Annotated in this window: 21 protein-coding genes, 1 other RNA gene and 3 pseudogenes; 11 read left to right on the forward strand and 14 right to left on the reverse strand. The window is 71.7% G+C overall.

Annotated features, from left to right (window positions below; genetic code table 11):
• Positions 1–29: 29 nt before the first annotated feature.
• The 4 genes and pseudogenes from HUV60_RS24520 (at position 30) to rnpB (ending at position 2,262) form a co-directional block, all read left to right on the forward strand.
• On the forward strand, positions 30–938 hold the full coding sequence (locus HUV60_RS24520) for a DUF3800 domain-containing protein (protein ID WP_257849361.1): 909 nt from the start codon (positions 30–32) through the stop codon (positions 936–938).
• Between the two features lie 81 nt (positions 939–1,019).
• Positions 1,020–1,300: pseudogene (locus HUV60_RS24525) on the forward strand (AraC family ligand binding domain-containing protein); the annotation flags it as partial.
• Positions 1,301–1,423: 123 nt separating this feature from the next.
• Positions 1,424–1,741, forward strand: a pseudogene (locus HUV60_RS34055) (EamA family transporter); the annotation flags it as partial.
• A gap of 115 nt (positions 1,742–1,856) precedes the next feature.
• An RNA gene (rnpB, locus tag HUV60_RS24535) (RNase P RNA component class A) lies at positions 1,857–2,262 on the forward strand.
• Positions 2,263–2,744: 482 nt separating this feature from the next.
• Here the strand turns inward: rnpB and HUV60_RS24540 are convergent.
• From HUV60_RS24540 to HUV60_RS24580, 9 genes and pseudogenes are all read right to left on the reverse strand, one after another.
• Positions 2,745–3,332, reverse strand: a complete 588-nt coding sequence (locus tag HUV60_RS24540; protein WP_257849363.1) for a tyrosine-type recombinase/integrase — start codon at positions 3,330–3,332, stop codon at positions 2,745–2,747.
• A 124-nt stretch (positions 3,333–3,456) separates the two neighbouring features.
• Positions 3,457–3,876: a nuclear transport factor 2 family protein gene (locus HUV60_RS24545; RefSeq protein ID WP_257849364.1), complete on the reverse strand. Its 420-nt coding sequence runs from the start codon at positions 3,874–3,876 to the stop codon at positions 3,457–3,459.
• 223 nt (positions 3,877–4,099) lie between these two features.
• Entirely contained in the window at positions 4,100–4,906 is an 807-nt protein-coding gene (locus HUV60_RS24550) for an MBL fold metallo-hydrolase (RefSeq protein WP_257849365.1), read from the reverse strand.
• 58 nt (positions 4,907–4,964) lie between these two features.
• Positions 4,965–5,588 (reverse strand): annotated as a pseudogene (locus HUV60_RS24555) (DsbA family protein).
• A 131-nt stretch (positions 5,589–5,719) separates the two neighbouring features.
• The gene (locus HUV60_RS24560) at positions 5,720–6,214 is read right to left on the reverse strand and encodes a MarR family winged helix-turn-helix transcriptional regulator (protein WP_257849366.1); all 495 of its coding nucleotides are present in this window, start codon (positions 6,212–6,214) and stop codon (positions 5,720–5,722) included.
• 394 nt (positions 6,215–6,608) lie between these two features.
• Complete coding sequence (locus HUV60_RS24565; protein ID WP_257850238.1) at positions 6,609–7,094, reverse strand: shikimate kinase; 486 nt, start codon at positions 7,092–7,094, stop codon at positions 6,609–6,611.
• A 32-nt stretch (positions 7,095–7,126) separates the two neighbouring features.
• The gene (gene aroC, locus HUV60_RS24570; RefSeq protein ID WP_257849367.1) at positions 7,127–8,311 is read right to left on the reverse strand and encodes a chorismate synthase; all 1,185 of its coding nucleotides are present in this window, start codon (positions 8,309–8,311) and stop codon (positions 7,127–7,129) included.
• A gap of 121 nt (positions 8,312–8,432) precedes the next feature.
• A complete protein-coding gene (locus HUV60_RS24575) occupies positions 8,433–8,651 on the reverse strand; it encodes a CmcJ/NvfI family oxidoreductase (protein WP_257849368.1) in 219 nt (72 codons plus the stop codon).
• A complete protein-coding gene (locus tag HUV60_RS24580; RefSeq protein ID WP_257849369.1) occupies positions 8,648–9,262 on the reverse strand; it encodes a CmcJ/NvfI family oxidoreductase in 615 nt (204 codons plus the stop codon). The genes HUV60_RS24575 and HUV60_RS24580 overlap by 4 nt, the downstream gene beginning before the upstream one ends.
• Before the next feature lie 244 nt (positions 9,263–9,506).
• Between HUV60_RS24580 and HUV60_RS24585 the strand changes: the two genes are divergently transcribed.
• Complete coding sequence (locus HUV60_RS24585; RefSeq protein WP_269441233.1) at positions 9,507–10,334, forward strand: HARBI1 family protein; 828 nt, start codon at positions 9,507–9,509, stop codon at positions 10,332–10,334.
• 340 nt (positions 10,335–10,674) lie between these two features.
• On the opposite strand, the gene HUV60_RS24590 is transcribed toward HUV60_RS24585, so the two are convergent.
• On the reverse strand, positions 10,675–11,217 hold the full coding sequence (locus HUV60_RS24590; RefSeq protein ID WP_257849370.1) for a DoxX family protein: 543 nt from the start codon (positions 11,215–11,217) through the stop codon (positions 10,675–10,677).
• A 387-nt stretch (positions 11,218–11,604) separates the two neighbouring features.
• Positions 11,605–12,606, reverse strand: a complete 1,002-nt coding sequence (locus HUV60_RS24595) for a Gfo/Idh/MocA family protein (RefSeq protein ID WP_257849371.1) — start codon at positions 12,604–12,606, stop codon at positions 11,605–11,607.
• A gap of 177 nt (positions 12,607–12,783) precedes the next feature.
• Between HUV60_RS24595 and HUV60_RS24600 the strand changes: the two genes are divergently transcribed.
• The 3 genes from HUV60_RS24600 to HUV60_RS24610 all read left to right on the forward strand — a co-directional run bounded on the left by HUV60_RS24600 (position 12,784) and on the right by HUV60_RS24610 (position 16,573).
• Complete coding sequence (locus HUV60_RS24600) at positions 12,784–14,208, forward strand: multidrug effflux MFS transporter (protein ID WP_257849372.1); 1,425 nt, start codon at positions 12,784–12,786, stop codon at positions 14,206–14,208.
• An 11-nt stretch (positions 14,209–14,219) separates the two neighbouring features.
• Entirely contained in the window at positions 14,220–15,338 is a 1,119-nt protein-coding gene (locus tag HUV60_RS24605; RefSeq protein WP_257850239.1) for a serine hydrolase domain-containing protein, read from the forward strand.
• Positions 15,339–15,568: 230 nt separating this feature from the next.
• Positions 15,569–16,573 carry a small ribosomal subunit Rsm22 family protein gene (locus HUV60_RS24610; RefSeq protein ID WP_257849373.1) on the forward strand — a complete coding sequence of 335 codons (1,005 nt, stop codon included), beginning with the start codon at positions 15,569–15,571 and terminating at the stop codon, positions 16,571–16,573.
• A 170-nt stretch (positions 16,574–16,743) separates the two neighbouring features.
• Here HUV60_RS24610 and HUV60_RS24615 read toward each other — a convergent pair whose 3' ends face one another.
• A complete protein-coding gene (locus HUV60_RS24615) occupies positions 16,744–17,472 on the reverse strand; it encodes an NAD(P)-dependent oxidoreductase (RefSeq protein ID WP_257849374.1) in 729 nt (242 codons plus the stop codon).
• Between the two features lie 94 nt (positions 17,473–17,566).
• Between HUV60_RS24615 and HUV60_RS24620 the strand changes: the two genes are divergently transcribed.
• From HUV60_RS24620 to HUV60_RS24630, 3 genes are all read left to right on the forward strand, one after another.
• Positions 17,567–18,250: a TetR/AcrR family transcriptional regulator gene (locus tag HUV60_RS24620; RefSeq protein ID WP_257849375.1), complete on the forward strand. Its 684-nt coding sequence runs from the start codon at positions 17,567–17,569 to the stop codon at positions 18,248–18,250.
• A 476-nt stretch (positions 18,251–18,726) separates the two neighbouring features.
• On the forward strand, positions 18,727–19,383 hold the full coding sequence (locus HUV60_RS24625; RefSeq protein ID WP_257849376.1) for a TetR/AcrR family transcriptional regulator: 657 nt from the start codon (positions 18,727–18,729) through the stop codon (positions 19,381–19,383).
• Positions 19,384–19,566: 183 nt separating this feature from the next.
• On the forward strand, positions 19,567–20,304 hold the full coding sequence (locus HUV60_RS24630) for a bifunctional DNA primase/polymerase (RefSeq protein ID WP_257849378.1): 738 nt from the start codon (positions 19,567–19,569) through the stop codon (positions 20,302–20,304).
• Positions 20,305–20,363: 59 nt separating this feature from the next.
• Here the strand turns inward: HUV60_RS24630 and HUV60_RS24635 are convergent, their stop codons facing one another.
• Both HUV60_RS24635 and HUV60_RS24640 read right to left on the reverse strand, forming a co-directional pair.
• The gene (locus tag HUV60_RS24635) at positions 20,364–21,386 is read right to left on the reverse strand and encodes a hypothetical protein (protein WP_257849379.1); all 1,023 of its coding nucleotides are present in this window, start codon (positions 21,384–21,386) and stop codon (positions 20,364–20,366) included.
• A gap of 195 nt (positions 21,387–21,581) precedes the next feature.
• Positions 21,582–22,751: a serine hydrolase domain-containing protein gene (locus HUV60_RS24640; protein ID WP_257849380.1), complete on the reverse strand. Its 1,170-nt coding sequence runs from the start codon at positions 22,749–22,751 to the stop codon at positions 21,582–21,584.
• Positions 22,752–22,760: the final 9 nt, after the last annotated feature.

A 22,760-nucleotide genomic window follows, 5' to 3' on the forward strand; every position in this document is an offset into this window, starting at 1 on the left:
GGCCGTAGTTGTTTCCGGCGGAGGAAAGCTTGTACCTGTGCTACGTCGACGAGTCCGGCGACGGTCAGACGGTCGATCCCTCCACGCCGGAAGCGCCGCCGGTCATGGTCATCGGTGGCATCGTCGTCGAAGAGTCCGAACTGCGCTCACTCACCTGGGACTTCATCACCCTGAAGAAGCAGTTCCGCCCCACCTTGCGGACCGCCGTCAAGCTGAGCGAGGTCATCCGCACCGAGATCAAGGGATCGAACATCCGATCCCACCTCCGCAACGGCAACCGCAAACAGGTCCGCATGGCGCACGGTCTGATCGGCAAGCTGCTGACGATGCTGGAGCGCCACGACTGCCGGGTGCTGGCCAAGATCTGCGTCAAGCAGGACGGCGTCGCCAACGTGGAGGACGCGATGTACGGCGCGTCGGTCGCCTCCCTCTGTGCCCACTTCGACCACTTCCTCGCCGGGCGTGAGGGCCGAGGTGTGGTGATCCTCGACAGTCGTACGAAGAGCAAGAACGTCGACAACGTCCACTGCGTCACGACCCGGAAGTTCCGGGCGGGCGGCGACCTGATGCCGCACGTCGCCGAGTCGCCCGTATTCGGCCACAGCGACTCCCACATCGGCCTGCAGATCGCCGACCTGCTGATCTCCGCCGTACTCTTCCCGGCGGCCTGTGCCACCTATGCGGAGGACCTGACGTGGAACACCCACTGCCATCCCGCCTACGCGGCCATAAGGGATCGCCACTGCCCTCGTGTGGGTGAACTGCAGCACCGGTACCGGACGGCAACGGGCAAGTGGACGGGTGGGGTCGTGGTGTCGGACCGGCGGCGCAGGCGGTCGGCGGCGGAGCTGTTCCGGGTTGCCGAGCGGGCGCCCGTGCCGACGGCCCTCATTCCCGCCCAGCAGCCTCCCACAGCCCCTGCCGTGACCGAGCCGTGAAATCCGACCTGACCACCGCCTGCTTCCTCTGATCCCCTGTGGCCGGGGGTGCCGGGTGACGAACGTACGGGAACAGGCCGGCTGGCCTGGCCTGGCCTGGCCTGGGCGCGGCTCGGGCGCTGCGGGCCATCGGCCGACCTGCTCACCGCACGCTTCGACCGGCACGAGTACGCCCCGCACGCCCACGGCGAGTGCACGGTCGGCGTGACCTGACCGTCGAAGGTCTGGAGGCCATCGCGTACCGCGGCGGGCGCATCGTCTCCGGGGCCGGCACCATCGTCGTCCCCGAACCCGGCGAGACGCACACCGGCGGCCCGGCCGTCCCCGAGGGCTACGCCTACCGCGCCCTGCACGCCGCTCCCACCCGGCCCGCCGGCAGCACCCACGCCACCTCTCCAGATCCACTGCAGGCCTGCTGGCCGTGGGTGTCCTCGCCGGTGCCGCAGCTGAGCGGCGGCAACGCCCGCTCGCCGGCCGAGGTGCTGGTGACGGCCCGGGGCTGCGCCCTCGCTCCACTGGTCGCCGCCCGCCATCTGGAGCAGGTCCCGTCCCTCCAGCTCACCGCGGTCTGCCCGACGCTCGCGGCGCTGGTGTACGCCCCGGCCGCCGTGCTCACGAGGCCGGCCGAGCTGCCCTCGGCCGGGGCCCCGATCTCCCTCGCGGCCCCGGGCGCCGTCTGCACGGCGGTCGCGTTCGTCGTCTTCCTGGAGCTGATCAGGGAAGCGGGGCCGGCCCGGGCCACCGTCATCACGTACGTCAACCCGGCGGTCGCGGTCACGGCCGGGGTGCTCCTCCTCGGCGAGCCCCTGACGGCGACGGTCCTGGCCGCGTTCGCCCTGATCCTCACGGGTTCGGTCCTGGCCACGGCCGCCGCGCCGAAGCGGGGCCCACGCCCGGTACCATGGTCGACACGGCAGACGAGCCGGGCGGACGGCCGCGTGGAGACCCCCTGACGGAGGGCTCCCCGAGGAACGTCCGGGCTCCACAGGGCAGGGTGATGGCTAACGGCCACCCGGGGTGACCCGCGGGACAGTGCCACAGAAAACAGACCGCCGAGGGCTCCGGCCCCCGGTAAGGGTGAAACGGTGGTGTAAGAGACCACCAGCGCCTGAGGCGACTCAGGCGGCTAGGTAAACCCCACCCGGAGCAAGGTCAAAAGGAAACACCCCGGTGTTTCTGCGCGGACGTTCGAGGGCTGCCCGCCCGAGTCCGCGGGTAGACCGCTGGAGGCCGGTGGCAACGCCGGCCCTAGATGGATGGCCGTCTCCCCGGCCGCCGCGAGGCGACCGGGCGACAGAACCCGGCGTACAGCCCGACTCGTCTGCCGCTAAGCGCCTCTGACCGGCTAACTTGCAGTTCAGGGGCCCTTTTTGTCGAATCAGGGGGCTTGATCAAACCCCGTTCCGCACCGGTTCAAACGGGGTCGCGCGGCTACGTACGTAGCCATGAATGTAGCCACGGGGGCACGGGACCCCGGAACGGCGACGGCAGGGCCTGACCTGCGGCAAACAGCGTTTGTTCTGGGCTATCCGGCGGTCCCGCCGCGATGCTTGAGCAGGGTATGGAGTCCCGCTCAGCCAGTACCTCTTTGACAACCCTGCTCACGGGGGCGCTTCCCGCCGACTGTCAGCGAGCCGGGCCGCACCACTCGACTACCGGGCGCACGACAATGCCGGCGGCGCAGCGTGGAGGCGGAGGTGCAGAGGCTGGGGAAACGGCAGCGGGGCTGAGGCCGGTGTCGGCCTCAGCCCCGCTGGGGTTCGCCGCTGCGTCTGCGAGAGGGCAGCGAGTACAACGGTCAGATCGTCACGCCGCGGCGCGTACGAGGGTCGGCTTCGGCCGTGCGGTCAGGCCGGCGGCTATTGCGCCGTGGGTATCGGCATGGTCCCTCAGGAGGTGGCTATACGTACGGCGCAGCTCCTCGACGGTGTCGCCCACCCACGCGGCCACAGTGTGCTCGGGGATCCCGTTCTGAAGGCACGTGGAGATGAAGGTGTGCCGGAGGTCATGGAAGGTCGGAAGGTTTCCCTCCTCGTCCTTGATGCCCAGCTTCAGCAGCGTGGGCTTCCACGCGTCGTCGTTGAAGTGGTTCCGGCAGACGAGGTTCCCGCGCCGCGTCCAGAAGAGTGCCTGTACCGAGCCGCGCTTACATTCGGTGATCGTCTTCTTGTGCTCCCACAGGACGTTCGCTGTTGGGCGCGGCGGGCGCCACTCCATGTACTCGTCCAAAACGTCCTGGAGGTACGGAGGGATCGGCACATTCTTCGTGTTGAGGCGCGGGCTCGTCTTGAGGCGGTCCACGAGGGTGGGGCTGTAGCCACTCTCCTTGGTCCTGAGTACCTGTCGACGAACGGTGAGTAGCTTTCCGTCGGTGTCGATGACGTCGTCGCACACACTCCGGACATACACCCACTTCATGCCGCAGGCAGGCGCACGTGGGCTGTCCGCCATCGAGGCGTGGTTCAGGTCGTCAGGCCGGCGATGCCGACCGTGGCCGGTTCCGCCGACTGATGGGATGTCAGGCAGTCATCGCCTCAAGGACTTTGGCGGTGTCGACGAACTGTTCGAAGCGGACGATGCGGCCGCCGCGGACGATGAAGTGGTGGGCGACACGGACCTTGATGTCCTTGCCGGTGGTCTTGTTGGTGGCGGTGTAGCGGGCCAGGACCACGACGTTCTCCCCGTCGACGACGTACGTGTCGTCGTGGGCGGTCCAGTTGGCCCACGCCTTGCCCAGCTGTTCCATGACGGCGGAGGTGACGCCGTCGGGGGTGCGGTAGGTGCCGGCCAGGGGGAAGCCCGCCATCTCGGTCCATTCCACGTCGTCGGCCAGCGTGGCCCGCAGGGCCTCGAGGTCGCCGTGGGCGGAGGCGAGGTACTGGCGCCGCACCACGTCGGCGGGGGCGGTGGAGGTGTCGAAGTCGGTCGTCGCGTTCATGGGATGGCCTTTCTCGTGGGGTGGGGACGAGGCGAGGGCGGAAGCGGGGTGATGCGGGGCCCCGCGCGGCGTTCTTGTGGGCGTCGGCGGTCGAGTCGGGTGACCCGCACGAAGAGGGGAGACGCGCAGCGCCCCGTTGTGGCTCCCTGTCCGCGTGATGCGTGGGACGTGGTCCGGTGCCGGGGCTCGCGCTGCCCGGCACCGGACCTCGGGAGGGCCGAAGTCAGCCCCAGGCCATCTCGCCCTTGGCGACCTTGGCACCGAGTTGGGCGGCGATGAGCATTCCGGCGTCCGGGTAGCGGGCGACCAGCGCCTTGGTCAGCGCCTCGCCGTTCTCGGCCCTGGCGAGTTCTTCCTCGAACGCGGTGAGGTAGTCGCGGGTGTAGGCGACGGGGCCGGCGTCGAGGGTGTCGGTGGGCAGACGGTGGCCGGGGACGACGAAGGCCGGGTCCAGGGCCGTCATCTCGTCGAGCGACTCGATCCACACGGAGCGTGACTCGGGTGTGGCGGTGTCGGCGACCCAGACATGCTCGTTCTGGAAGAGCAGGACGCCGCCCAGGATTGCCCGGTGCTCGGCCTGCCACAGATAGTGGCGGTCGGGCAGGGCGGGATGGCCGCCCTTGAGCTGGAAGACGTGGCCTTCGAAGGTGATGTCGCCGGTCAGTTCGGCCATCTCGGCGAGCCGGGTGGGGCGGTTGGCGCCGACGGCCTCCCAGGCCTTGAGCTTGCTCTCGTAGGCGTCCCGGATGTGCGCGATCACGAGCGGGGTGGCGACGAGTTCGGCGTCGGGGAAGGCGTCGGCGATCACTTCGGCGCCCCAGTAGAAGTCGGGGTCGGCGTGGCTGACGAAGACCTTGGTCAGGGTCTTGCCGGAGTCGAGGATCTCGGCGGCCAGGCGGTGGCCGTCGGCGCGGGTGAACCCGGTGTCGATCAGGAAGGCCTGCTCCTCGCCGGTGATCAGGGTGGCGGTCTTGTTCTTCGAGCCGACGGGGAAGTCAAGGTCGATGACCTTGAAATCGAGGGTGCTCATGGTGATTCCTTCGTGAGGGGGGAGGGTGGTGGACAGGGATGGTGTGAGGAGAGGGCGGTCAGAACCGGGGGATGAGGGCGTCCAGACGCCGGTCGATCTCATCGGCGGTGGCATGGCCGACGGCCAGGACCGTGGTGCGGTGGTCGCCTGCGACGGCCAGCAGGGTCGGGAAGCCGTCCACACCCAGGCCGGCCGCCCGCGTGAAGTCGTGCTGCGCGGCGGTGGCCGAATCCGACGAGGAGAACGCGTCCACGACACTGTCCGGGTCCAGGCCGGCCGTCTCGGCGACCGCGCTGTAGGTGGCCGGGTCGGACAGGCTTAGACCGTTCACCTAGAAAGCGCGCTGCAGTGCGGCGGCCAGTTCCACCATGCGGTCGGGCGCGGCCTGCCGCAACGCGGCCACGCCCCGAACGGCGGCCCCGGAGTCCCTCACGAACGCCCCGTCCGCGATCAGCCGGGCGTAACCGGGCCCGAACTCGGCCCCGGTCAGCTCGCTGCTCTTGGCGTTGGCGCCCCGGACGTGATCGAACTCGCGGATCGGTACGCGGCGCGAGCCGGTGAACAGGCCACCGGAGATCACGTCCACTTCCGGATCGGGGTGCTCTCACGCGAGTTCGGCCAGGGCCGGCGCGAAACCGTACGACCAGCCGCAGGAGGCGTCGAAGACGTGGACGAGCTTCATGAGGGGGGTGCCTCCGGGGTTCCGGACCCGCCTTCCACGGGTCACCAACCTGACACAACAGTATCTGATTCATCAGGCATTCCCTTCCGCTGGGACTTCCCGGCCCGGCCGCAGCGGCGCCCGGGGGATCCTCACCGCAGACGGGGCAGTGCGTCGCGCGCAGACATGCTCAGCGTCCGCAGATCGCGTGCGAACTGCTCCCGCCGCTCCGCGGGCAGCGGGTCGAGGAGGTACCGCCGCACGTTCTCCACGTGGAGACGGGCGGCCCGCACCACGGTCTCCTCCCCGAGCCGGGTCAGTCTGACCAGCCGTCCCCGGCGATCGCCCGGATTCTCGGCGCGAGCCACCAGACCCGCCGCCTCCATCCGGTCCACCAGCCGGGTCACGCCGCCCGTGGTGAGGACCCGCTCCTGCGCGATGGCCCGCATCGACATCCCCGGCTCTCCTGCCCGGCCCAGAATCAGCAGCACCTCGAACATCAGGTGAGAGATCCCGCACTCCTCCTCGACGGCTCGCCCCAGGATGTACTCCAGCCGGTTCGCGGACCCTTGCAACCAGCCAAACGCCAACACCAACTGGTCGTTCGCCGCCTGCTCGGCCGTCGTGATCCGCGTGTCCCGTGCCACTGGTCCGCCCTTTCTCACCCTTGGTCGCGGCGCGGACGCGCCGTTGACCATCATCGGCTCACACACGGGACCATCGGTAACCGCGGGTCCGCCCCGCCGATGCGCAGGTGCCCCCGCGGTCATGCCATGGCGCCGGCCGGTGGCTCCATGATGGTCTCCGGCGACGCGGCAGGCGATCCGGCACGACTGCCGACGGACTTCGCCTGCGCGAGGTCCGTCGGCAGTGGACGGAAACGCTTGCCTTCAGGGCAGCAGCGCGATCCTGCCGCCGGCGTGCCCCGTGCGGTTCGCGTCGAGCGCGGCCGGCGGGGGACCGCCCGTCGGGTTCGGACGGATCATCCGGGAAGCGCGAGTCCGGACCGGTCGGGAGGACCGGGCCGCACAACCGACGTCCTTACGCGACCAGGGAGTCGTCGAGTGCGTCCAGGACGGCCCGGGCGACCTCGTCCGGCGACCGGCCGTCGGTCGCGACGACGGCCGTGGCGACCTCCTCGTACAGGTGCCGCCGCGCCCGCATCAACGCGCGCCACTGCCTGCCCGGGGCGACCGCCAGCAGCGGCCGGGCCACGTGCAGCCCCGTACGCCGGATTGCCTCCTGCACGTCCATCGCGAGGTAGACCACCGGCGCTCCGGCCAGCAGCCCGCGCGTGTCCCCGTCCAGGACCGCACCCCCGCCCAGAGCCAGAACCCCCTCGTGCTCGGCCAGCGCCCGTCCGACCGCCTCCTTCTCCAGCGTCCGGAAGACACCCTCGCCCTCGTTCGCGAAGATCTCCTCGATGCTGCGGCCCCGAACGGCGACGACGTCGTCGTCGGTGTCCCGGAAGCCGACGCCCAGCCGGCCGGCCAGCAGCCGTCCGACGGTGGACTTGCCCACGCCCATCGGCCCGACCAGCACGACCACGGGCACCGCGCTCACCGGACGGCCAGATGGCCGAGGTAGGAGCGGACGTTGCGCCGGGTCTCCGCGACACTGTCACCGCCGAACTTCTCCGCCACCGCGTCCGCCAGCACCAGCGCCACCATCGCCTCCGCGACGATCCCGGCCGCCGGTACCGCGGAGACGTCCGAGCGCTGGTGGTGCGCCCGGGCCGCCTCACCGGTGGTCACATCCACCGTCCTCAGCGCCCGCGGCACCGTCGCGATCGGTTTCATCGCCGCCCTCACCCGCAGCGGCTCACCCGTCGACAGACCGCCCTCCGTACCACCCGAGCGCCCCGACACCCGCCGGATGCCCCCGGACGTGCCCACGATCTCGTCGTGCGCCCTCGAACCCGGCACCCGTGCCAGCCCGAACCCGTCACCGACCTCAACGCCCTTGATCGCCTGGATGCCCATGAGCGCACCGGCCAGCCGCGCGTCCAGTCTGCGGTCCCAGTGCACATGGGAGCCGAGGCCGACCGGAACGTCGTAGGCCAGCACCTCGACCACGCCGCCCAGGGTGTCGCCGTCCCTGCGCGCCCGGTCGATCCCGGCGACCATCGCCTTCGACGCGTCCGCGTCCAGACAGCGCACCGGATCCGCGTCCAGCCGCGCCACGTCGGCCGGAGTCGGGCACACCCCGGCCGGCGCCCGCGCCGACCCCAGTTCCACCACATGGCTGACGATCTCGATGCCGGTCGTCTCCTTCAGATACGACCGCGCCACCGCCCCCAGAGCCACCCGCGCCGCCGTCTCCCGCGCCGACGCCCGCTCCAGAACCGGCCGTGCCTCGTCGAACCCGTACTTCTGCATCCCCGCCAGATCCGCGTGCCCCGGACGCGGCCGGGTCAGCGGCGCACCGCGGCCCTGCCCGGCCGGCACCGGTGGATCCACCGGGTCGGCCGCCATCACCCGCTCCCACTTCGGCCACTCCGTGTTCCCCACCGTGATCGCGACCGGGGAGCCGAGCGTCAGCCCGTGCCGGACACCCCCCAGGAACGTGACCTCGTCCCGCTCGAACCTCATCCGCGCACCACGCCTGTACCCGAGCCGACGCCGCCCCAGATGATCCGCGACCGTCTCCGTGGTGATCGGCACACCGGAGGGCAGCCCCTCCAGCGTCGCCACAAGTGCCGGACCATGGGACTCACCCGCGGTCAGCCAACGCAGCCTGCTCAACGAAGCTCCTCAGTACGCGTGCCCGGTACCGCCCGGCGCGCACGGCCACGCGGACGCCGTGGCCAGGCGCGCGGGGCGGTATGCCGGCTACGGCGGTCGTGCCCGGCCCCGGGCCGGAAGGTCAGTCGAAGAAGGCGAAGAAACGGGACTCGATGCTCGCGCGCGGGGAGCCGCCCTGGGCGGTCGGGTCGTCGAACGCGGTGTGCATGACGCCTGTGGCCCGGGAGGAGTCGGAGTCGAACCCCTTGAAGAGGATCACCTCGTCGGCGGTCATGCCCGAGAAGTAGAGCCAGCGGTGGTCCGCGGACGCCTTGCCCAACTGGGCCTCCAGCAGGCTCATGGGCGCGCCCTCCGGGCCGAAGACGCCGTAGAAAGGCGCGTGTCCTCCCCGCCGACCGTGGTCGCGTCGACCAGTGCCAGCACGCTGTCGTGCGGTGGAGTGGAAGTGGCACGCCATGCCTGGTAGATGGCGTAGCGGCGGTACGGTGCCGGCTCGATGTCCTCGGCCGTCAGGACGGCCTCGCGGAACTGCTCGGCCGATGTCTGCGTGTAGTCCAGGTGCGCGAAGCGGGCCGGTGTCGTGCCGACCCGCTCCTCTGCGCGCTCGCTGGTGCGCAGCACCAGACCGCTGCGCTGGACGATCACCTCGCGTGCGCCGGTCACCCGCTTGACCAGCTCGGCCATCTCCTGGTGGTACACGCGGTCCAGCACCGCGAGGTCGGTGGAGTGGACCACCGAGCTGGTGTGCCGGACCAGCTGGAAACCCTCGCGGTCCAGGCTCAGTTCGTCCTGGAAGGGGCGGGCGTCATGGATCTCGACGGTGTGCGGCACGAAGGCCAGATTGGTCCGGGACGGGTCCGCGGCGTCGAAGAGGGCGCGCCCCTCTATCTCGCCCGCGTAATTGACCTCAGCCTTCACGGACGCGTGCTGACGGGTGGCCGTGCTGGACATGAGTTCTCCTCGCTGTTCTTCGGGTAGGGATCGAAAGGCTGGGGGAGCCCGGTTCCGTCGTGGTTATGCGGGCGTTCGCCCTGTGTGCGCGGTGAGTTACAGTGAGCTGTTCCCAGTAACCGTCGGTCACCGTCCGTGAGCGGGAGGCGCGTCGCGCGGTCCGCGGTATCCCCCAAGTCCGGGCAGGCGTAAGGCCCCTGGTAGGAACATCTTGCGACAGAAAGATCCGACCGAGGGGCCTCACGTGCCGACCAGTGTCACATACACCGCCGTGCTCGATGTGAGGCGGTCCACCGCCGAGCACCTGGCCGGTCTCCTGCGCGACCACCGAATCGTGGCCAGGACCCGCAAGGGGCGACGCGCGCTGGGCTGCTTCAAGCAGGCCGTGCTCGTGCTGCGCTGGTTCCTCGACGGCACCCGACTGGCCCAACTCGCCCGCGACAACGGCCTGTCGGTCTCCACCTCCTACCGCTACCTCCACGAAGGACTGGCCGTCCTGGCCGCCGGCGCACCGGACCTGTCCACCGCGCTGGAGCGTGCGAAGGCAGCCGGGCTGACGCATCTGAACCTCGACGGTACGGTCATCCGCACGGACCGCGTCGCCGCCCCGGGCCCCAACGGCGCAGACCTCTGGTGGTCCGGAAAACACAAGCACCATGGCGGGAACGTGCAGGTCATCGCCACCCCGGACGGCCGGCCGATCTGGGTCTCGCCCGTACGGCCGGGCCGGGAACACGACACCACCTGCGCCCGCCACCACGGGCTGGTCGAGGCACTCAACCGCATCGCGGCCGAACTGGACATGCCGACCCTGGTCGACCTCGGCTACGAGAACGCCGGCGACGGCTTCCGCCATCCCTTCAAGAAGCCCGCCGGAGGCGAGCTGACCGAGGAGCAACAGACGTACAACAAGGTCATCCGCGGCATCCACGGCGTCTGCGAGCGCGCCAACTCCCTGCTCAAGACGACCTTCAAGGCCCTGCGCAGGGTCAGCCTCGACCCCAGCCGTATCACGAAGATCGCCGCCGCAGCCCTCGTCCTGCTCCAACTCGAATACGACCGCACCATCTGAACGATCACGCAACGTCATGATCCATTACTGGGAAGGGCTCACTGCGTGCCAGCGGCGTCTCCGTACCCGAGATCGCGGCCAAGCTCTTCATCCCCACCGGCAAGAACAAGGGCCAGAACCCATCCGTCGCCTCCGTCTACCGCGTCCTCGCAGAAGACGGAGCCGAGAGCTGAACAGCTCGCCTACGGCCGCAAGATCACCCTGCTATCCCTTCCGGCCGTATCTCGGCTGACCCTCGGCATCGGGATGATCGGATTCGGGTCGCTCATACGGCAGACCCTGGCACCGGGCGCCCACAACGCCCGGCCAACCGTCCGACCGGCGGGTCGTCGGTCGGACGTCAGGCGAACAGGACTTCCTGTTCGCCCTCCCGCGCCCTGCGCAGGCGTCGGCTGCGTGCACCCACAACCACCGTCGTGGCTGCCGCGGTCGCGGCGAAGGCCACGACGACCATCCAGTCCCGGTCGGCCGAGTGACCGAGGGCGTGGTCCAGCGAGAGACGGCCGGGCCCGGTGACGGCGAGGCCGGCCGCCGTCAGACCCAGGGTCGCGGCATGCTCGTAGCCGCCCTCCTGGTTGAAGAAGCCGTTGGGCGCGTGCACGGCGGCCGCGCCCGCCATCGCCCCGGCCGCCGCCGCACCCGCCGCCGGAGTGGCGAGGCCGAGCGCGAGCAGCGCGCCGCCGCCCGCCTCCGCGAGGCCCGCCGTCGTCGCGCTGACCCTGCCCGGTGCGTAGCCGATGTCCTCCATGAACTGGCCGGTGCCCTCGATTCCGCCCCCGCCGAACCAGCCGAACAGCTTCTGTGCGCCGTGTGCCGCCAGGGCACCCCCCGTCCCCAGCCGGAGCAGCAGCAGGCCCAGATCACGTCGGTCGTAACAGGTCACGTCGTCTCCCGGTCCCCGAGCAGTCCCAGTCCCAGTCCCAGTCGCTGGGCGTGACCACCGTCGCACTCCGGCGCCCGGCCCGGCCTGTGGCCGCCCGCCGTTCGGGTGATGTGGCCGGTGCTGTGGGGCGGCTGCTCGGCAGCCGTTCCACCCACCGGTGCGTACCCCGCGGTCCCACGCGGGTCCGCCCCCTACCGGTGCGGTGGAACGACTGCCGCATCCTCCCCCTCGATGTGGTCTGCGGAGCCCGCGGAAGCCGTCGCCCTCACATGCGAAGCTCTGATGCGGGAGGGATGGGCATATGGCCGCCACCGGCCGCAATGCTGCGGACTGTCTCATTCCGTTTGTGCAGCTTGTGAAGTCCGGAGGGCTTGGCTGCGAACCGGCTCAGTCGGCTTCCCCGGGGTAGCGGACGCCGATGCGGGCCCGGATCACGTCGAGCGTCCGCATCACCGCGAGCGTGCCGTCCAGTGGGACGAGCGGGGACTCGGTCTCACCGGCCCGCAGGGCGCGCATCGCCTCGGCAGCCTCGTGCTTGAGGGTGTTGCGGGCTCCGTCCGCCGGGTCCGCGGTGAACTCCTCGGCGTCCCGGCCCTCCCGGTGCAGCACGAACCGGTCGGGGAAGAAGAAACCGTACGGGATGTCGATCCGGCCCTCGGAACCGGTGACCGACGCGGAGGTCGCGGTACCGCCGACGATGGAGCAGTGCACCGACGCGACGGCCCCGTTCTCCCAGGAGAGCAGCGCGCCCGTCTGGAGGTCGACCCTCTCCTCCGAGAGCGTGGCCTTCGCCACGACGTCCGACGGCTCCCCGAGCAGCAACTGCGTGAACGACACCGGATACACGCCGAGGTCCAGGAGCGCGCCGCCGCCCAGTGCCGGGTCCCGCAGCCGATGCGACGCGGGGACGTTCGCCGCCAGCCCGAAGTCGGCCTGCACTGTGCGTACTTCGCCGATCGCGCCGTCGTCGATCAGCGCCTTCAGCCGCCGCACCATGGGGTGGCAGTACATCCACATGGCCTCCATCAGGAAGCGTCCCCGGTCGCGTGCCAGGCCGGTCAGTTCCGTCGCCTCGCGCGCGTTGAGGGTGAACGGCTTCTCGCACAGCACGTTCCGCCCGGCCTCCAGGCACAGTCCGGCCGCGGCCCGGTGCGCCGAGTGCGGGGTGGCGACGTAGACGATGTCGATCTCCTCGTCCCGCGCGAGCGACTCCCAGTCGCCGTACGCCCGCGGTATCCCGAACCGCTCGGCGAACGCCTTGGCCGGCTCCGGCGACCGCGAGGCCACCGCCACGACCTCCGCATCCACCAGATCCACCAGATCCGCCGTGAACGTCGCGGCCATCCCGCCCGTCGCCAGAATTCCCCAGCGCACGTTCTGCCCTGTCATCCGTCCCGCCCTTGCTCGTTCGTGGTTCGTGATTCGTTCGTGGTCCCGGTCACTCTTCCGTGGAAGCGCTCCCATGACACCCTCGCGAACATCTTCACCCGAGATCGCCGCTCCCGGCGAGCACCCGGTACGGGCTGAGAACATGGGGGGCGCACGAACCGAAGAGGGAGGGGCCGTATGGCCGAGGGCAGGGAGTCCATATTCACCACGACATCGAGTACGGCGTCGGGCACGGCCGCCTCGACAGCCACCGCGGGCAAGGGGAGCCGCCGCGGGAACCCGGTACGGGTGACCGGGGCGACCCGGGCGACCCTCCTGGTCACGCTCATCCTGGGCAGCCTGACCGCCACCGCCCCGCTGGCGGTGGACATGTACCTCCCCGCGCTCCCCGAGGTCACCCGGTCACTGGGGTCGGCCGCGTCCACCGTCCAGCTCACCCTCACCGCCTGCCTGGCCGGTATGGCGCTCGGGCAGCTGGTGGTGGGGCCGATGAGCGACCGGTGGGGGCGCCGCCGGCCGCTGCTCGTCGGTCTCGCCGCCTACGTCGTCACCACCGCGCTGTGTGCGATCGCGCCCAGCGTGGAACTCCTCATCGCCTTCCGGCTGGCCCAGGGCCTCTCGGGCGCGGCCGGCATCGTCATCGCGCGGGCGGTGGCCCGTGACCTGTACGACGGCGTGGCCATGGCCCGCTTCTTCTCCACCCTGATGCTGGTCTCCGGCGTCGCCCCGATCGTCGCGCCGCTGATCGGCGGGCAGGTGCTGCGGGTGACGGACTGGCGGGGCGTCTTCGTCGTCCTCACCGCCCTCGGCGTCCTGATGGCGGCCGTGGTGTGGGTGAAGCTGCCGGAGACGCTGGAGCCCGCCGACCGTCACCGCGGCGGGGTCGGCGAGGCGCTGGGCTCGATGCGCAGGCTGCTCGCCGACCGGGCCTTCACCGGCTACGTCCTCACCGGCGGCTTCGCCTTCGCCTGCCTCTTCGCCTATGTCGCCGCCTCCCCGTTCGTCGTCCAGGAGATCTACGGGGCCTCACCGCAGACGTTCAGCCTGCTGTTCGGGATCAACTCGGTGGGCCTGGTGATCATGGGCCAGATCAACGGCAAGGTGCTGGTCGGCAGGGTCCGGCTGGACCGGGTGCTCGGCCTCGGCCTGGCCGTCGTCGTGACCGCCTCGACCGCGGTGCTGCTGATGGCGCTGGGCGTGTTCGGGGACGTCGGGCTGGTGCCGACGGCCGTCGCGCTGTTCGTGCTGGTGTCCGCCATGGGCATCACCATGCCCAACACCCAGGCGCTCGCCCTGATGCGGATCAAGCACTCCGCGGGCTCCGCGTCCGCCCTGCTCGGCACGTCGTCCTTCCTCATCGGTGCCATCGCCTCCCCGCTGGTCGGGATCGCGGGCGAGGACACCGCCGTTCCGATGGGCGTCGTCCAACTGACCGCCGCCCTGGTGGCATCGGCCTGCTTCCTGGGAATGTGCCGTCCCTGGCGCGGGCGCGCAGCCACGGACGACGGAATCACCCTGCGTCCCCGCGCGGCCGGCGGAAGCAGCACAGCCGGCGGAACCAACGGAACCACTGGCACCGAGAGAGCGGAGGCGGGCAGCTGAGCACGCCGAGACTGCGCCGCGGCACACCGGAACGGGCCGGGCTCGACCCCCGCGAACTCGCCGCCCTGGTCCGGGAGGTCCGCGCCCGCACCGACGGGGAACACCCCTGGGCCGCGGGCGCCGTCGTGGTCGCCGGCCGTGGCCCGGTGCTCGCCGTGCAGGAGGCGGCGGGCTGGGCCGTACGGTACGCGGCGTACGACGAGCGGGCCGGGGCCCCGCTGGAACTGCCGCCCGGCGACCGCGTGCCGATGACCGTGGACACTCCCTTCGACCTGGCGTCCCTGACCAAACTGTTCACCTCGGTGGCCGCCGTGCAGCAGGTCGAGCGCGGCACCCTGGGCATCGACGCCCGCGTGGGCTCGTACCTGCCGGACTTCCCGGCGGCCGTACGGCACCGCATCACCGTCCGGCAACTGCTCACCCACACCTCCGGGCTGCGCCCCGAACTCCCGCTGTACGCCTGCGCCGACGACGTCGAGCGCCTGGACCGGCTCCGCGCGGAGCGGCCGACCGCGGTGCCCGGCACGTACTGCTACTCCGACCTGAACATGCTGCTGCTCCAGCACCTCCTGGAGCGCCTCACCGGCCACACCCTCGACACGCTCGTCCGCGACGGCATCACCCGGCCGCTCGGCATGACCGCGACCGACTTCGGCCCCTGCCCGGGCGCGGCGGCCACCGAGGACCAGCGGCGGCCCTGGGCCAGGGCGGACCGGGGCATGCTGCGCGGCGAGGTGCACGACGAGAACGCCTGGGCGCTCGGCGGGGTCGCGGGCCACGCCGGTCTCTTCTCCACCGGCCCCGATCTGGCGGTTTTCTGCCGCACCCTGCTGGCGGGCGGCTCGTACGGCCCCGCACGCATCCTGGGCCCCGACTTCGTGGACCTGCTCCTCGCCCCACCGGGCCTGGGCTTCGCCGTGGACCAGCCGTGGTTCATGGGGGAGCTGGCCGGGCGGGGCGCGGCCGGCCACACCGGCTTCACCGGCACCTCCCTGGTCCTGGACCGCGCCACCGACACCTACCTCGTCCTCCTGGCCAACACCGTCCACCCCCGCCGCCCGTCGACCCCGTCCCACGCCCCCCGCGCCGCCGCAGCCACGCGCGTGGCCCGCGCGGTCCGGGGGAAGTGAAAGCGCCATGGACGGGCGACGCCCGCCGGGCCGGGGCGGCCGACGCGGCGGATGGCACCGTCGCGGCGAAAACCGCCGGCGCGCTCGAACCCGGTCCCGGCGTGGGCCCCGTCCTTCCGCGGGCGTTCGTCCCGCTCCTGGACTCCTTCCGACGACGACCGCCGCGGCGAAGTGCGTGTGGCGTCGTGGCCGGTGACGGGGGCCGTCCGCCCACGCCGTAGAATCGCGAGGTGAACGCCCCCGCTCCCGCCTCGCCCGCCGACACCCTGCGCGGCGCGCTCGCCGGACTGCTCGACGGGCTTCCGCCGCGGCAGGCGGCGCAGGCCGTCGACCGGCTGATCGCCACCTACCGGGGCGCCACCCCGACCGCGGCGCCCATCCTGCGCGACCGCGCGGACGTCGCCGCGTACGCCGCGTACCGGATGCCCGCCACCTTCGAGGCCGTACGGTCCGCGCTGGCGGCTTTCGCCGACGCGGTGCCCGGCTGGACGCCCGGCGACCACCTCGACATCGGTGGCGGAACCGGCGCCGCGGCCTGGGCGGCGAGCGCCACCTGGGAGGGGAAGAGGCCGGTGACCGTCCTCGACTGGGCCGAGCCCGCCCTCGCCCTCGGCCGGGAACTCGCCGCCGCCCACCCCGCCCTCGCGGATACCCGCTGGCAGCGCTCCCGGATCGGCGCCGCGCTCCCCCTCGGGCCCGCCGACCTCGTCACCGTCTCCTACGTCCTCAACGAACTGACCGGCGCCGACCGCGTCGCCCTCGTCGACGCCGCCGCCGGTGCCGCTCGGGCCGTCGTGATCGTCGAACCCGGCACCCCCGACGGCTACGCCCGGGTCATCGAGGCTCGCGACCGGCTGATCCGGGCCGGTTTCCGGGCCGCCGCCCCCTGCCCGCACAGTGCTGCCTGCCCGATCGTCCCCGGCACGGACTGGTGTCACTTCTCGGCGCGGGTCAGCCGTTCCTCGCTGCACCGCCAGGTCAAGGGCGGTTCCCTCGCCTACGAGGACGAGAAGTTCAGCTACGTCGCCGCCACCCGCCTCCCGGTGAGCCCCGCCCCCTCCCGCGTCGTCCGCAAGCCGCAGATCCGCAAGGGCCAGGTCCTCCTCGACCTCTGCGAGACGGATCCGGCCCTGCGCCGCGCCACCGTCACCAAACGCCACGGCGACCTGTACCGGGCGGCCCGGGACACCGACTGGGGCGACCCCTGGCCGCCGCCGGCCGGCGAGGCGTACTAGGCCCTGTCTGGAGTTTCCCGTCGGCCGTGCGGCGTCTGGCACGGCCGACGCCGCACGGCCGAATCACCCAGGTACGTCCCGTACGGGGGCGATCCGGCCGCACACCGATGCACCGCACCAGACGCCGCAAGGCCGCCCTTCGGGCGACGACGGGAAACTCGAGACAGGACCTAGGTGTTCTGTCCCGGGAGGCGGTGAGAGCCGCCGGTATGGGCGAAGGCGCTGGGAGTTCGGCAGCCGACGATCGCGGGGGCCTCCTGGACGAGCGTGTTGTTGGTGAGGGCTTCCACCATGAACAGCGCGAAGTCCACCCGGCGTGTCAGGTTGCTGGCCAGTACCGGATCGCCCACGTGCCGGCTCCACACCGGTAGACCCTGGCTTTCGCCTTCCTCCAGGCTGCTGCCGCGCACCACGGTCCACCGGGTCTCGCTGGCGAACACCCGTCGGCACGCCTCCACCTGGTCGTCGATCTCGACGGCGCGGGCGAGCTTGCCCAGCGCGGCGGCGATCCGGACGCCCATGGTGAACATCCGCGAGTACGTGTCCTTGCCGTCGCGCGTGACGTGCCAGCCGCAGGAGAAGACCAGGCGGGCGCCCGGCCGTGCATGGTCGAGCACCGCCTGCGCCGTGCCCGACGCGTACTGCTGTACACCCCAGGGCACCAGGACCGTCAGCACCCCGTCGCACCCGGCGACCGCCCGCCGGATCACCTCCGGGTCGTTCGTGGGTCCGGGAACGACGGTCATCCGGCCTTCGAACCCGGCCAGTTTCGGCACGCTGCGCTCCCGGCACACGCCGACCACCTCGTAACCGCGTTCCAGTGCGTGCCCGACCATGTACTGCCCGAGCTTCCCCGAAGCCCCGACGACGCAGACCTTCTTCACGCGATCCGTACCCATGGCACAGTCCTTTCACCGGAACGCTTACCTTATGTTGTAAGGCACGCTAGACTTACACCGTAAGGCAGTCAAGAGGGGCGAGCAGGAGGGGCGGATGCGTGAGGGAGGCAAGCGTCGGCGCGGGGCGTCGGCGCGCACCCCGCTCAGTCGCGAGCGCGTGATACGTACGGCGGTGGCGGTGGCGGACGAGAAGGGGGTGGCCGCGCTCACGATGCGGGCCGTCGCCGAACCGCTGGGAGTCGAGGCGATGTCGCTCTACCACCACGTGGCGGGCCGGGAGGACATCCTCGACGGCATGGTGGACGCGGTGTTCGGCGAGATCGACCTGCCGCCGCGCGACACGGACTGGAAAAGTGCCATGCGTCATCGCGCGGCCTCCGCCCGTGCCGTCCTCCGGCGCCACCGGTGGGCCATCGGCCTCATGGACTCCCGCTCCCAGCCCGGCCCCGCGACCCTGCGCCACCACGACGCCGTCATCGGGGTGTTGCGTGCCGGAGGGTTCTCCGTCCCCATGACCGCGCACGCCATCTCGCTGATCGACAGCTACCTGTACGGCTTCGTGCTCCAGGAGCTGAGCCTGCCGTTCACGGGCGCGGCGGGGCTGGACGAGGTCGCAGGCGCCCTCGTGCGCGACATGCCCGCCGACGCCTACCCCCACCTCACCGAACTGGCCACCGAGCACGTCCTCGCGTCCGGCTACGACTACGCCGACGAGTTCACCTTCGGCCTCACCCTCATCCTGGACGCCCTCCACCCGGACGAGACCGCGAACGCCTAGAAGATCTTCATCGGTCTTCCCGGCGGTTTCCCGCGTCAGTGGTTGATCCACGGGCGCAATGCGACGCCTCCTGCTGGTGCGTCAGTTCCTCGTCGGGGCCCGAAACCGGAACCGCTGCTGTTGTCCGCCGGTGGGCGGGCGGTGCCGGAGCGGTGGACGCGTCGGGCGCCATCGGCCCGGGCGCTGGCCCTGTGCGCGCGGATCGTGCCCGCGTGTGCGGGCCCGCGTGTGCGGGTCCGGAGGCGTCGCCGGTCGTGGCGGTCGCCCGGGATCTGTCGAGCCCGCCGCCGATGCGGCCGCCGCGCAGGGCCTCGCGGCCGAAACGCTGCCGGGTGCCGCCGACGCCCAGCATGTTTCCGGATCCGCCTCGGGACATGGTCATCTCCCTCTTTCGGACGCGTGGCGATACGTGTCGTCTCGCTTACTCTCGCTCTCGGGCGAGACGCATCGTCTTGTCAACCTGGTAAATTCGAGACATGGCCTCGAACAGCTCCTCGTCCCCCGACTCCGCCCGCCGCAGCGAGCGCTCCCGCCGCTCCATCTACGACGCCGCCATCGCCCTGGTGGTCGAGATCGGCTACCCGAAGACCACGATCGAGGGCATCGCCGCCCGGGCCGGCGTCGGCAAGCAGACGATCTACCGGTGGTGGCCGTCGAAGGCGGACGTCCTGATGGAGGCCTTCCTCGACCTCGGCGAGCAGACCGCCCGCACCGCCGCGCAGGAGCGCGGGACCGCCGAGGACGGGCAAGGAGGGCCGCAGGGCCAGGGCATCCCCGACACCGGGGACCTCGCCGCCGACCTCAAGTCCGTCCTGCGCGCCACGGTCGACGAGCTGCACAACCCGGCGTTCGAGGCGCCCTCCCGCGCCCTGGCCGCTGAAGGGGTCGTCAACGAGGAGCTCGGCCGGAGGTTCGTCGCCAAGCTGCTGGAACCCTCGCTCCAGCTCTACGTCGACCGGCTGCGCTCCGCGCAGGAGGCGGGCGACGTCCGCCCCGGGATCGACCCGCGCATCGCCCTGGAACTGTTCGTCTCACCACTCGCCCAGCGCTGGCTGCAGTACACCGGGCCGATCTCCTACGAGTACACCGACACCCTCGTCGACTACGCCCTGGGCGGCATCGCACCCCGCTGACCGGGCCCGGAGCCGAAGGGCGAGTGCACCTGCGGGTATACCTTTCGCCCCGTGGGGCACCCCTCGTCACGTCCGGGCCCCGCTTGTCCCGGCTGCGCCGATGGTGGGCTCCGGCCCCCGGAGGCGCAGGATGGTGAGACCATGGGGCATGCTGTGGAGCACGACGGCGAGGCGAGGAGCTAGATGAGCGCGGAGTTCGGCGGCAGGGCCGGCAGGCGGGGCAAACTCTCCCGGTGGCTGCGCGGGCGCCGCCCGGAACCGGCCGTCGACGAAGGGGGCCGCGAGGCTCTGCTGCTCGCCGCCGCCGGTGCGGGACTCCCGCTCGCGCCCGCCGCCCACCCGGCCGGGTACGGCTGTTCCTGCGACCGCGTCGGCTGTCCCACTCCCGCCCGGCACCCCGTCTCGTTCGCCTGGCAGTCGCAGTCCACCACCGACCGCGCCCAGATCGAACGCTGGGCCCGCCACCAGCCGCAGGCCAACTTCATCACCGCGACCGGCATGGTGCACGACGTACTCGACGTGCCCCTCGACGCCGGTCACGAGGCGTGGGAGCGCCTGCTGGAGGCGGGGGTCGAGGTCGGTCCCGTCGCGCAGAGCGACGACGGCCGCATGCTGTTCTTCACCCTCACCCGGGGCACCCCCGAGGACGAGGACGAGTGGTGGCCGTGCGAGCTGGACTGCCACCCCGAGACGATGGACGAGCATCCGGGCCTGCGCTGGCACTGCCGCGGTTCGTACGTCCTGGTACCGCCCGCGCGGCTGCCCGGCGACGACAGCCGGTCGGTGCACTGGCTCCGCGGCCCCGAGCACCCGCTGCCCGACCCGCTGAGCCTGCTGGAGTACCTCACCGACGCCTGCGCCCGCCACGCCGGCGAGCACCCCGACCAGGCGGCCGCCGCGGCCTGGCCCTCGCGCCGCTGACCCGCCGCGACACCCCGGCCCCCGCGGTCCGGTCACGCCGCAGGGCGGCGGCGGACGCGCTACGCGCCCTTCGCCGACGTCAGTCCCTGGATCCGCCCCAGGATCTCCACCTCGCCGTCGTCACCGTCGCCCGGGGCCAGAGCCACCTCGTTGGACACGGACTCCATCGTCAGGGTCCGCCGTATCTCGCCTGTGGTCAGCGCCAGTACGTCCCTGTTCGGCGTCGGCACGGACGTCCCGGCTGCGGCCGTCTGCTTCTCGAAGTGGCGCGTGGTGAAGAAGACCAGCGCCCCGCCGTCCTCGGTACGCAGCGCCAGCGGCGCGTAGTCGCCGTTCGTCATCGGCTCGTCGATGTACTGCGTGGCCAGACCCGGCCGGGCCGACTGCTTCGTCCGCAGCGCCCGCCACGCGCTGGTGTGCGGCCCCTCGGCGAAGGCGGTGCTGCCGCCGTCCCCGCCGTTCTTCAGATAGGTCGCGTACGCCGCGCTCAACTCGCCGGGCGGTACGGCCACGTCGGTCGCGTTCGCAGGCACCGCCTCGGCCCAGCCGTCCTCGTCCACCGCGAACCCGGGTATCTCCTCCGGGGCGACCAGCGTCAGGTACGCCGCCTGCCAGGTCTCGTCCAGCCCGCTGCGGGTGAACACCAGCAGCCAGCGGGAGTCGCCGCCCTTGTTGCCGGCCGCGTCCGCGAGGAACCAGCGGGGCCAGCCGGCCTTCTTGGGGATGGTGAACGTCGCGTCGGTCAGCTTCAGCGGCGCGTGCCGTGGATTGCCGTCCGGGCTGTTGGCCTTCCCGGCCGTCAGCCGCGCCGTGTCGATGTCGGCCAGCGCGCCGGTGGTGTGGTCGGCGTCCAGGGAACTGTCGTACGCCTTGTCGGCCTTGTTGTAGGCGGCGGTGAACTCCTGGAGCGCCGTGGCCGCTTCGGCGCGGGTGATGGCCGGAAGTACCTCCCGCTCACCGTGCACCACCACGCAGCCGCTCGCCGTCAGCGACAGAGCGGTCGCCGAGGCGGCCGCGATCAGCACACTCCGGTCGAACCCGCGGAACCCGCGAAGCCTTCGAAGGCCGAGACACCTGCTCATCCGGATCCTTCACCTTCCCCTTCCCGGAACCGAACCCTACCGGGGCGGGGTGCGGCGCGAACGCCGGGACCGGGCACAGCGGCCACACCGTGACCCGGCACGGAACCCGCCCGGGCGGGGGGCGTGACGGCGCGGTCGGGAAGAGCACCCCCCGGCAGGGGAGGCGCCCTTCCCGGTCCCCACGTCCTGTACGTCCTACCGGTTGAAGGCAGGCAGGGCGAACCGGGCGACGAGTGGGAAGCCGTCCTCCCGGGCGCTCTTGGCGTTCACCGAGTACACCACCGTCCGGGACAGGTCCCGGGTCGCGGCCAGCACCGTGTGGTAGCCGGGACGGGACCCCGTCTTGCCCCAGATCTCCGTCCCGTCGTGGACGAAGCGCTGCAGCGCCATGCCGTAGGACGCGCCCTCGACGTCGGGGACGACGAACATCTGGTCCAGGAGCGGTTGCGGCACCACCCGGCCCCGGAACAGGGCCACCAGGAACCGCTCCAGGTCGGCGGTGGTGGAGATCATGTCGCCGACCGCCCAGCGGTCGGACATGTTCCACTCCGTGACGTCGGTGGTCCGGCCGCCGATGTCCGTGTAGGCCCGGTGGTGCGGGCCGTGGACACGCGGGTCCGGCCCGGCGGGGAAGCCGGTGTGCCGCATGCCCGATGGACGGAAGATCCGTACGTCGGCCCGGTGTTCGTAGCGGTCGCCCGTCACCTTCTCGACCAGCAGGCCGAGCACGGTGTAGTCGATGTTCTGGTACACCTGCCGCTCCCCGGGCGCGAAGGCCGGCCCCTTCGCGACCGCCGTGGCCGCCACCCGCTCGGCGCTGAGGGTCCGGAACCGGTGGAGGTACATCTCCTCGGTGGTCGAGCCGAGGTTCGCCCCGGGCCGCAGACCGCTGGTGTAGGTGAGCAGGTGCCGCACGGTCGGCGGCTCGGTGAAGGAGGCCGGCAGCAGACCGGGCAGATAGCGGGTGAGGGGCGCGTCGAGCTCGACCCGTCCCCCCGCGACGAGCTGGAGCACCAGCGCCGCGGTGACCACCTTGGTCGTCGACCCGGCCCGGAACCGGGCGTTCTCCAGAGCCGGCGCCCCGGTCCGCAGATCCCGCACCCCGCCGGCCCCCGCCCAGCTCCCCTCGCCCCCGACCCGGACGAGAGCGGCCGAGACGTCCCCGTCGGGGAGTCCGGTCAGGGCCTTCTCCAGAGCGCCGACGTCGGGACCGGCAGGGTCAGGGGCGACTCCGACGGACGAGACGGCCGCCGCGGACGCTGTCCCGGGGGGACGGGCGGCGGCCGGCCCGGCAAGAGGGCCGAGGGCCAGCCCGGCCAACAACACGGAGGAAACGGCGACACGGACAGGGCGACGGGCATTCATGTACGGGTT

Source organism: Streptomyces sp. KMM 9044, from assembly GCF_024701375.2.
Lineage (GTDB): Bacteria > Actinomycetota > Actinomycetes > Streptomycetales > Streptomycetaceae > Streptomyces.

Bases quoted from the DNA above. Each gene is read 5' to 3' on its own strand.
- HUV60_RS24625 (WP_257849376.1), top strand. From the start codon at position 18,727: ATGGCCTCGAACAGCTCCTCGTCCCCCGACTCCGCCCGCCGCAGCGAG.
- HUV60_RS24595 (WP_257849371.1), bottom strand. From the start codon at position 12,606: ATGACAGGGCAGAACGTGCGCTGGGGAATTCTGGCGACGGGCGGGATG.
- HUV60_RS24545 (WP_257849364.1), bottom strand. From the start codon at position 3,876: ATGAACGCGACGACCGACTTCGACACCTCCACCGCCCCCGCCGACGTG.
- HUV60_RS24620 (WP_257849375.1), top strand. From the start codon at position 17,567: ATGCGTGAGGGAGGCAAGCGTCGGCGCGGGGCGTCGGCGCGCACCCCG.
- HUV60_RS24630 (WP_257849378.1), top strand. From the start codon at position 19,567: ATGAGCGCGGAGTTCGGCGGCAGGGCCGGCAGGCGGGGCAAACTCTCC.
- HUV60_RS24580 (WP_257849369.1), bottom strand. From the start codon at position 9,262: ATGTCCAGCACGGCCACCCGTCAGCACGCGTCCGTGAAGGCTGAGGTC.
- HUV60_RS24640 (WP_257849380.1), bottom strand. From the start codon at position 22,751: ATGAATGCCCGTCGCCCTGTCCGTGTCGCCGTTTCCTCCGTGTTGTTG.
- HUV60_RS24575 (WP_257849368.1), bottom strand. From the start codon at position 8,651: ATGAGCCTGCTGGAGGCCCAGTTGGGCAAGGCGTCCGCGGACCACCGC.
- HUV60_RS24550 (WP_257849365.1), bottom strand. From the start codon at position 4,906: ATGAGCACCCTCGATTTCAAGGTCATCGACCTTGACTTCCCCGTCGGC.
- HUV60_RS24600 (WP_257849372.1), top strand. From the start codon at position 12,784: ATGGCCGAGGGCAGGGAGTCCATATTCACCACGACATCGAGTACGGCG.
- HUV60_RS24635 (WP_257849379.1), bottom strand. From the start codon at position 21,386: ATGAGCAGGTGTCTCGGCCTTCGAAGGCTTCGCGGGTTCCGCGGGTTC.
- HUV60_RS24565 (WP_257850238.1), bottom strand. From the start codon at position 7,094: ATGGGCGTGGGCAAGTCCACCGTCGGACGGCTGCTGGCCGGCCGGCTG.
- HUV60_RS24615 (WP_257849374.1), bottom strand. From the start codon at position 17,472: ATGGGTACGGATCGCGTGAAGAAGGTCTGCGTCGTCGGGGCTTCGGGG.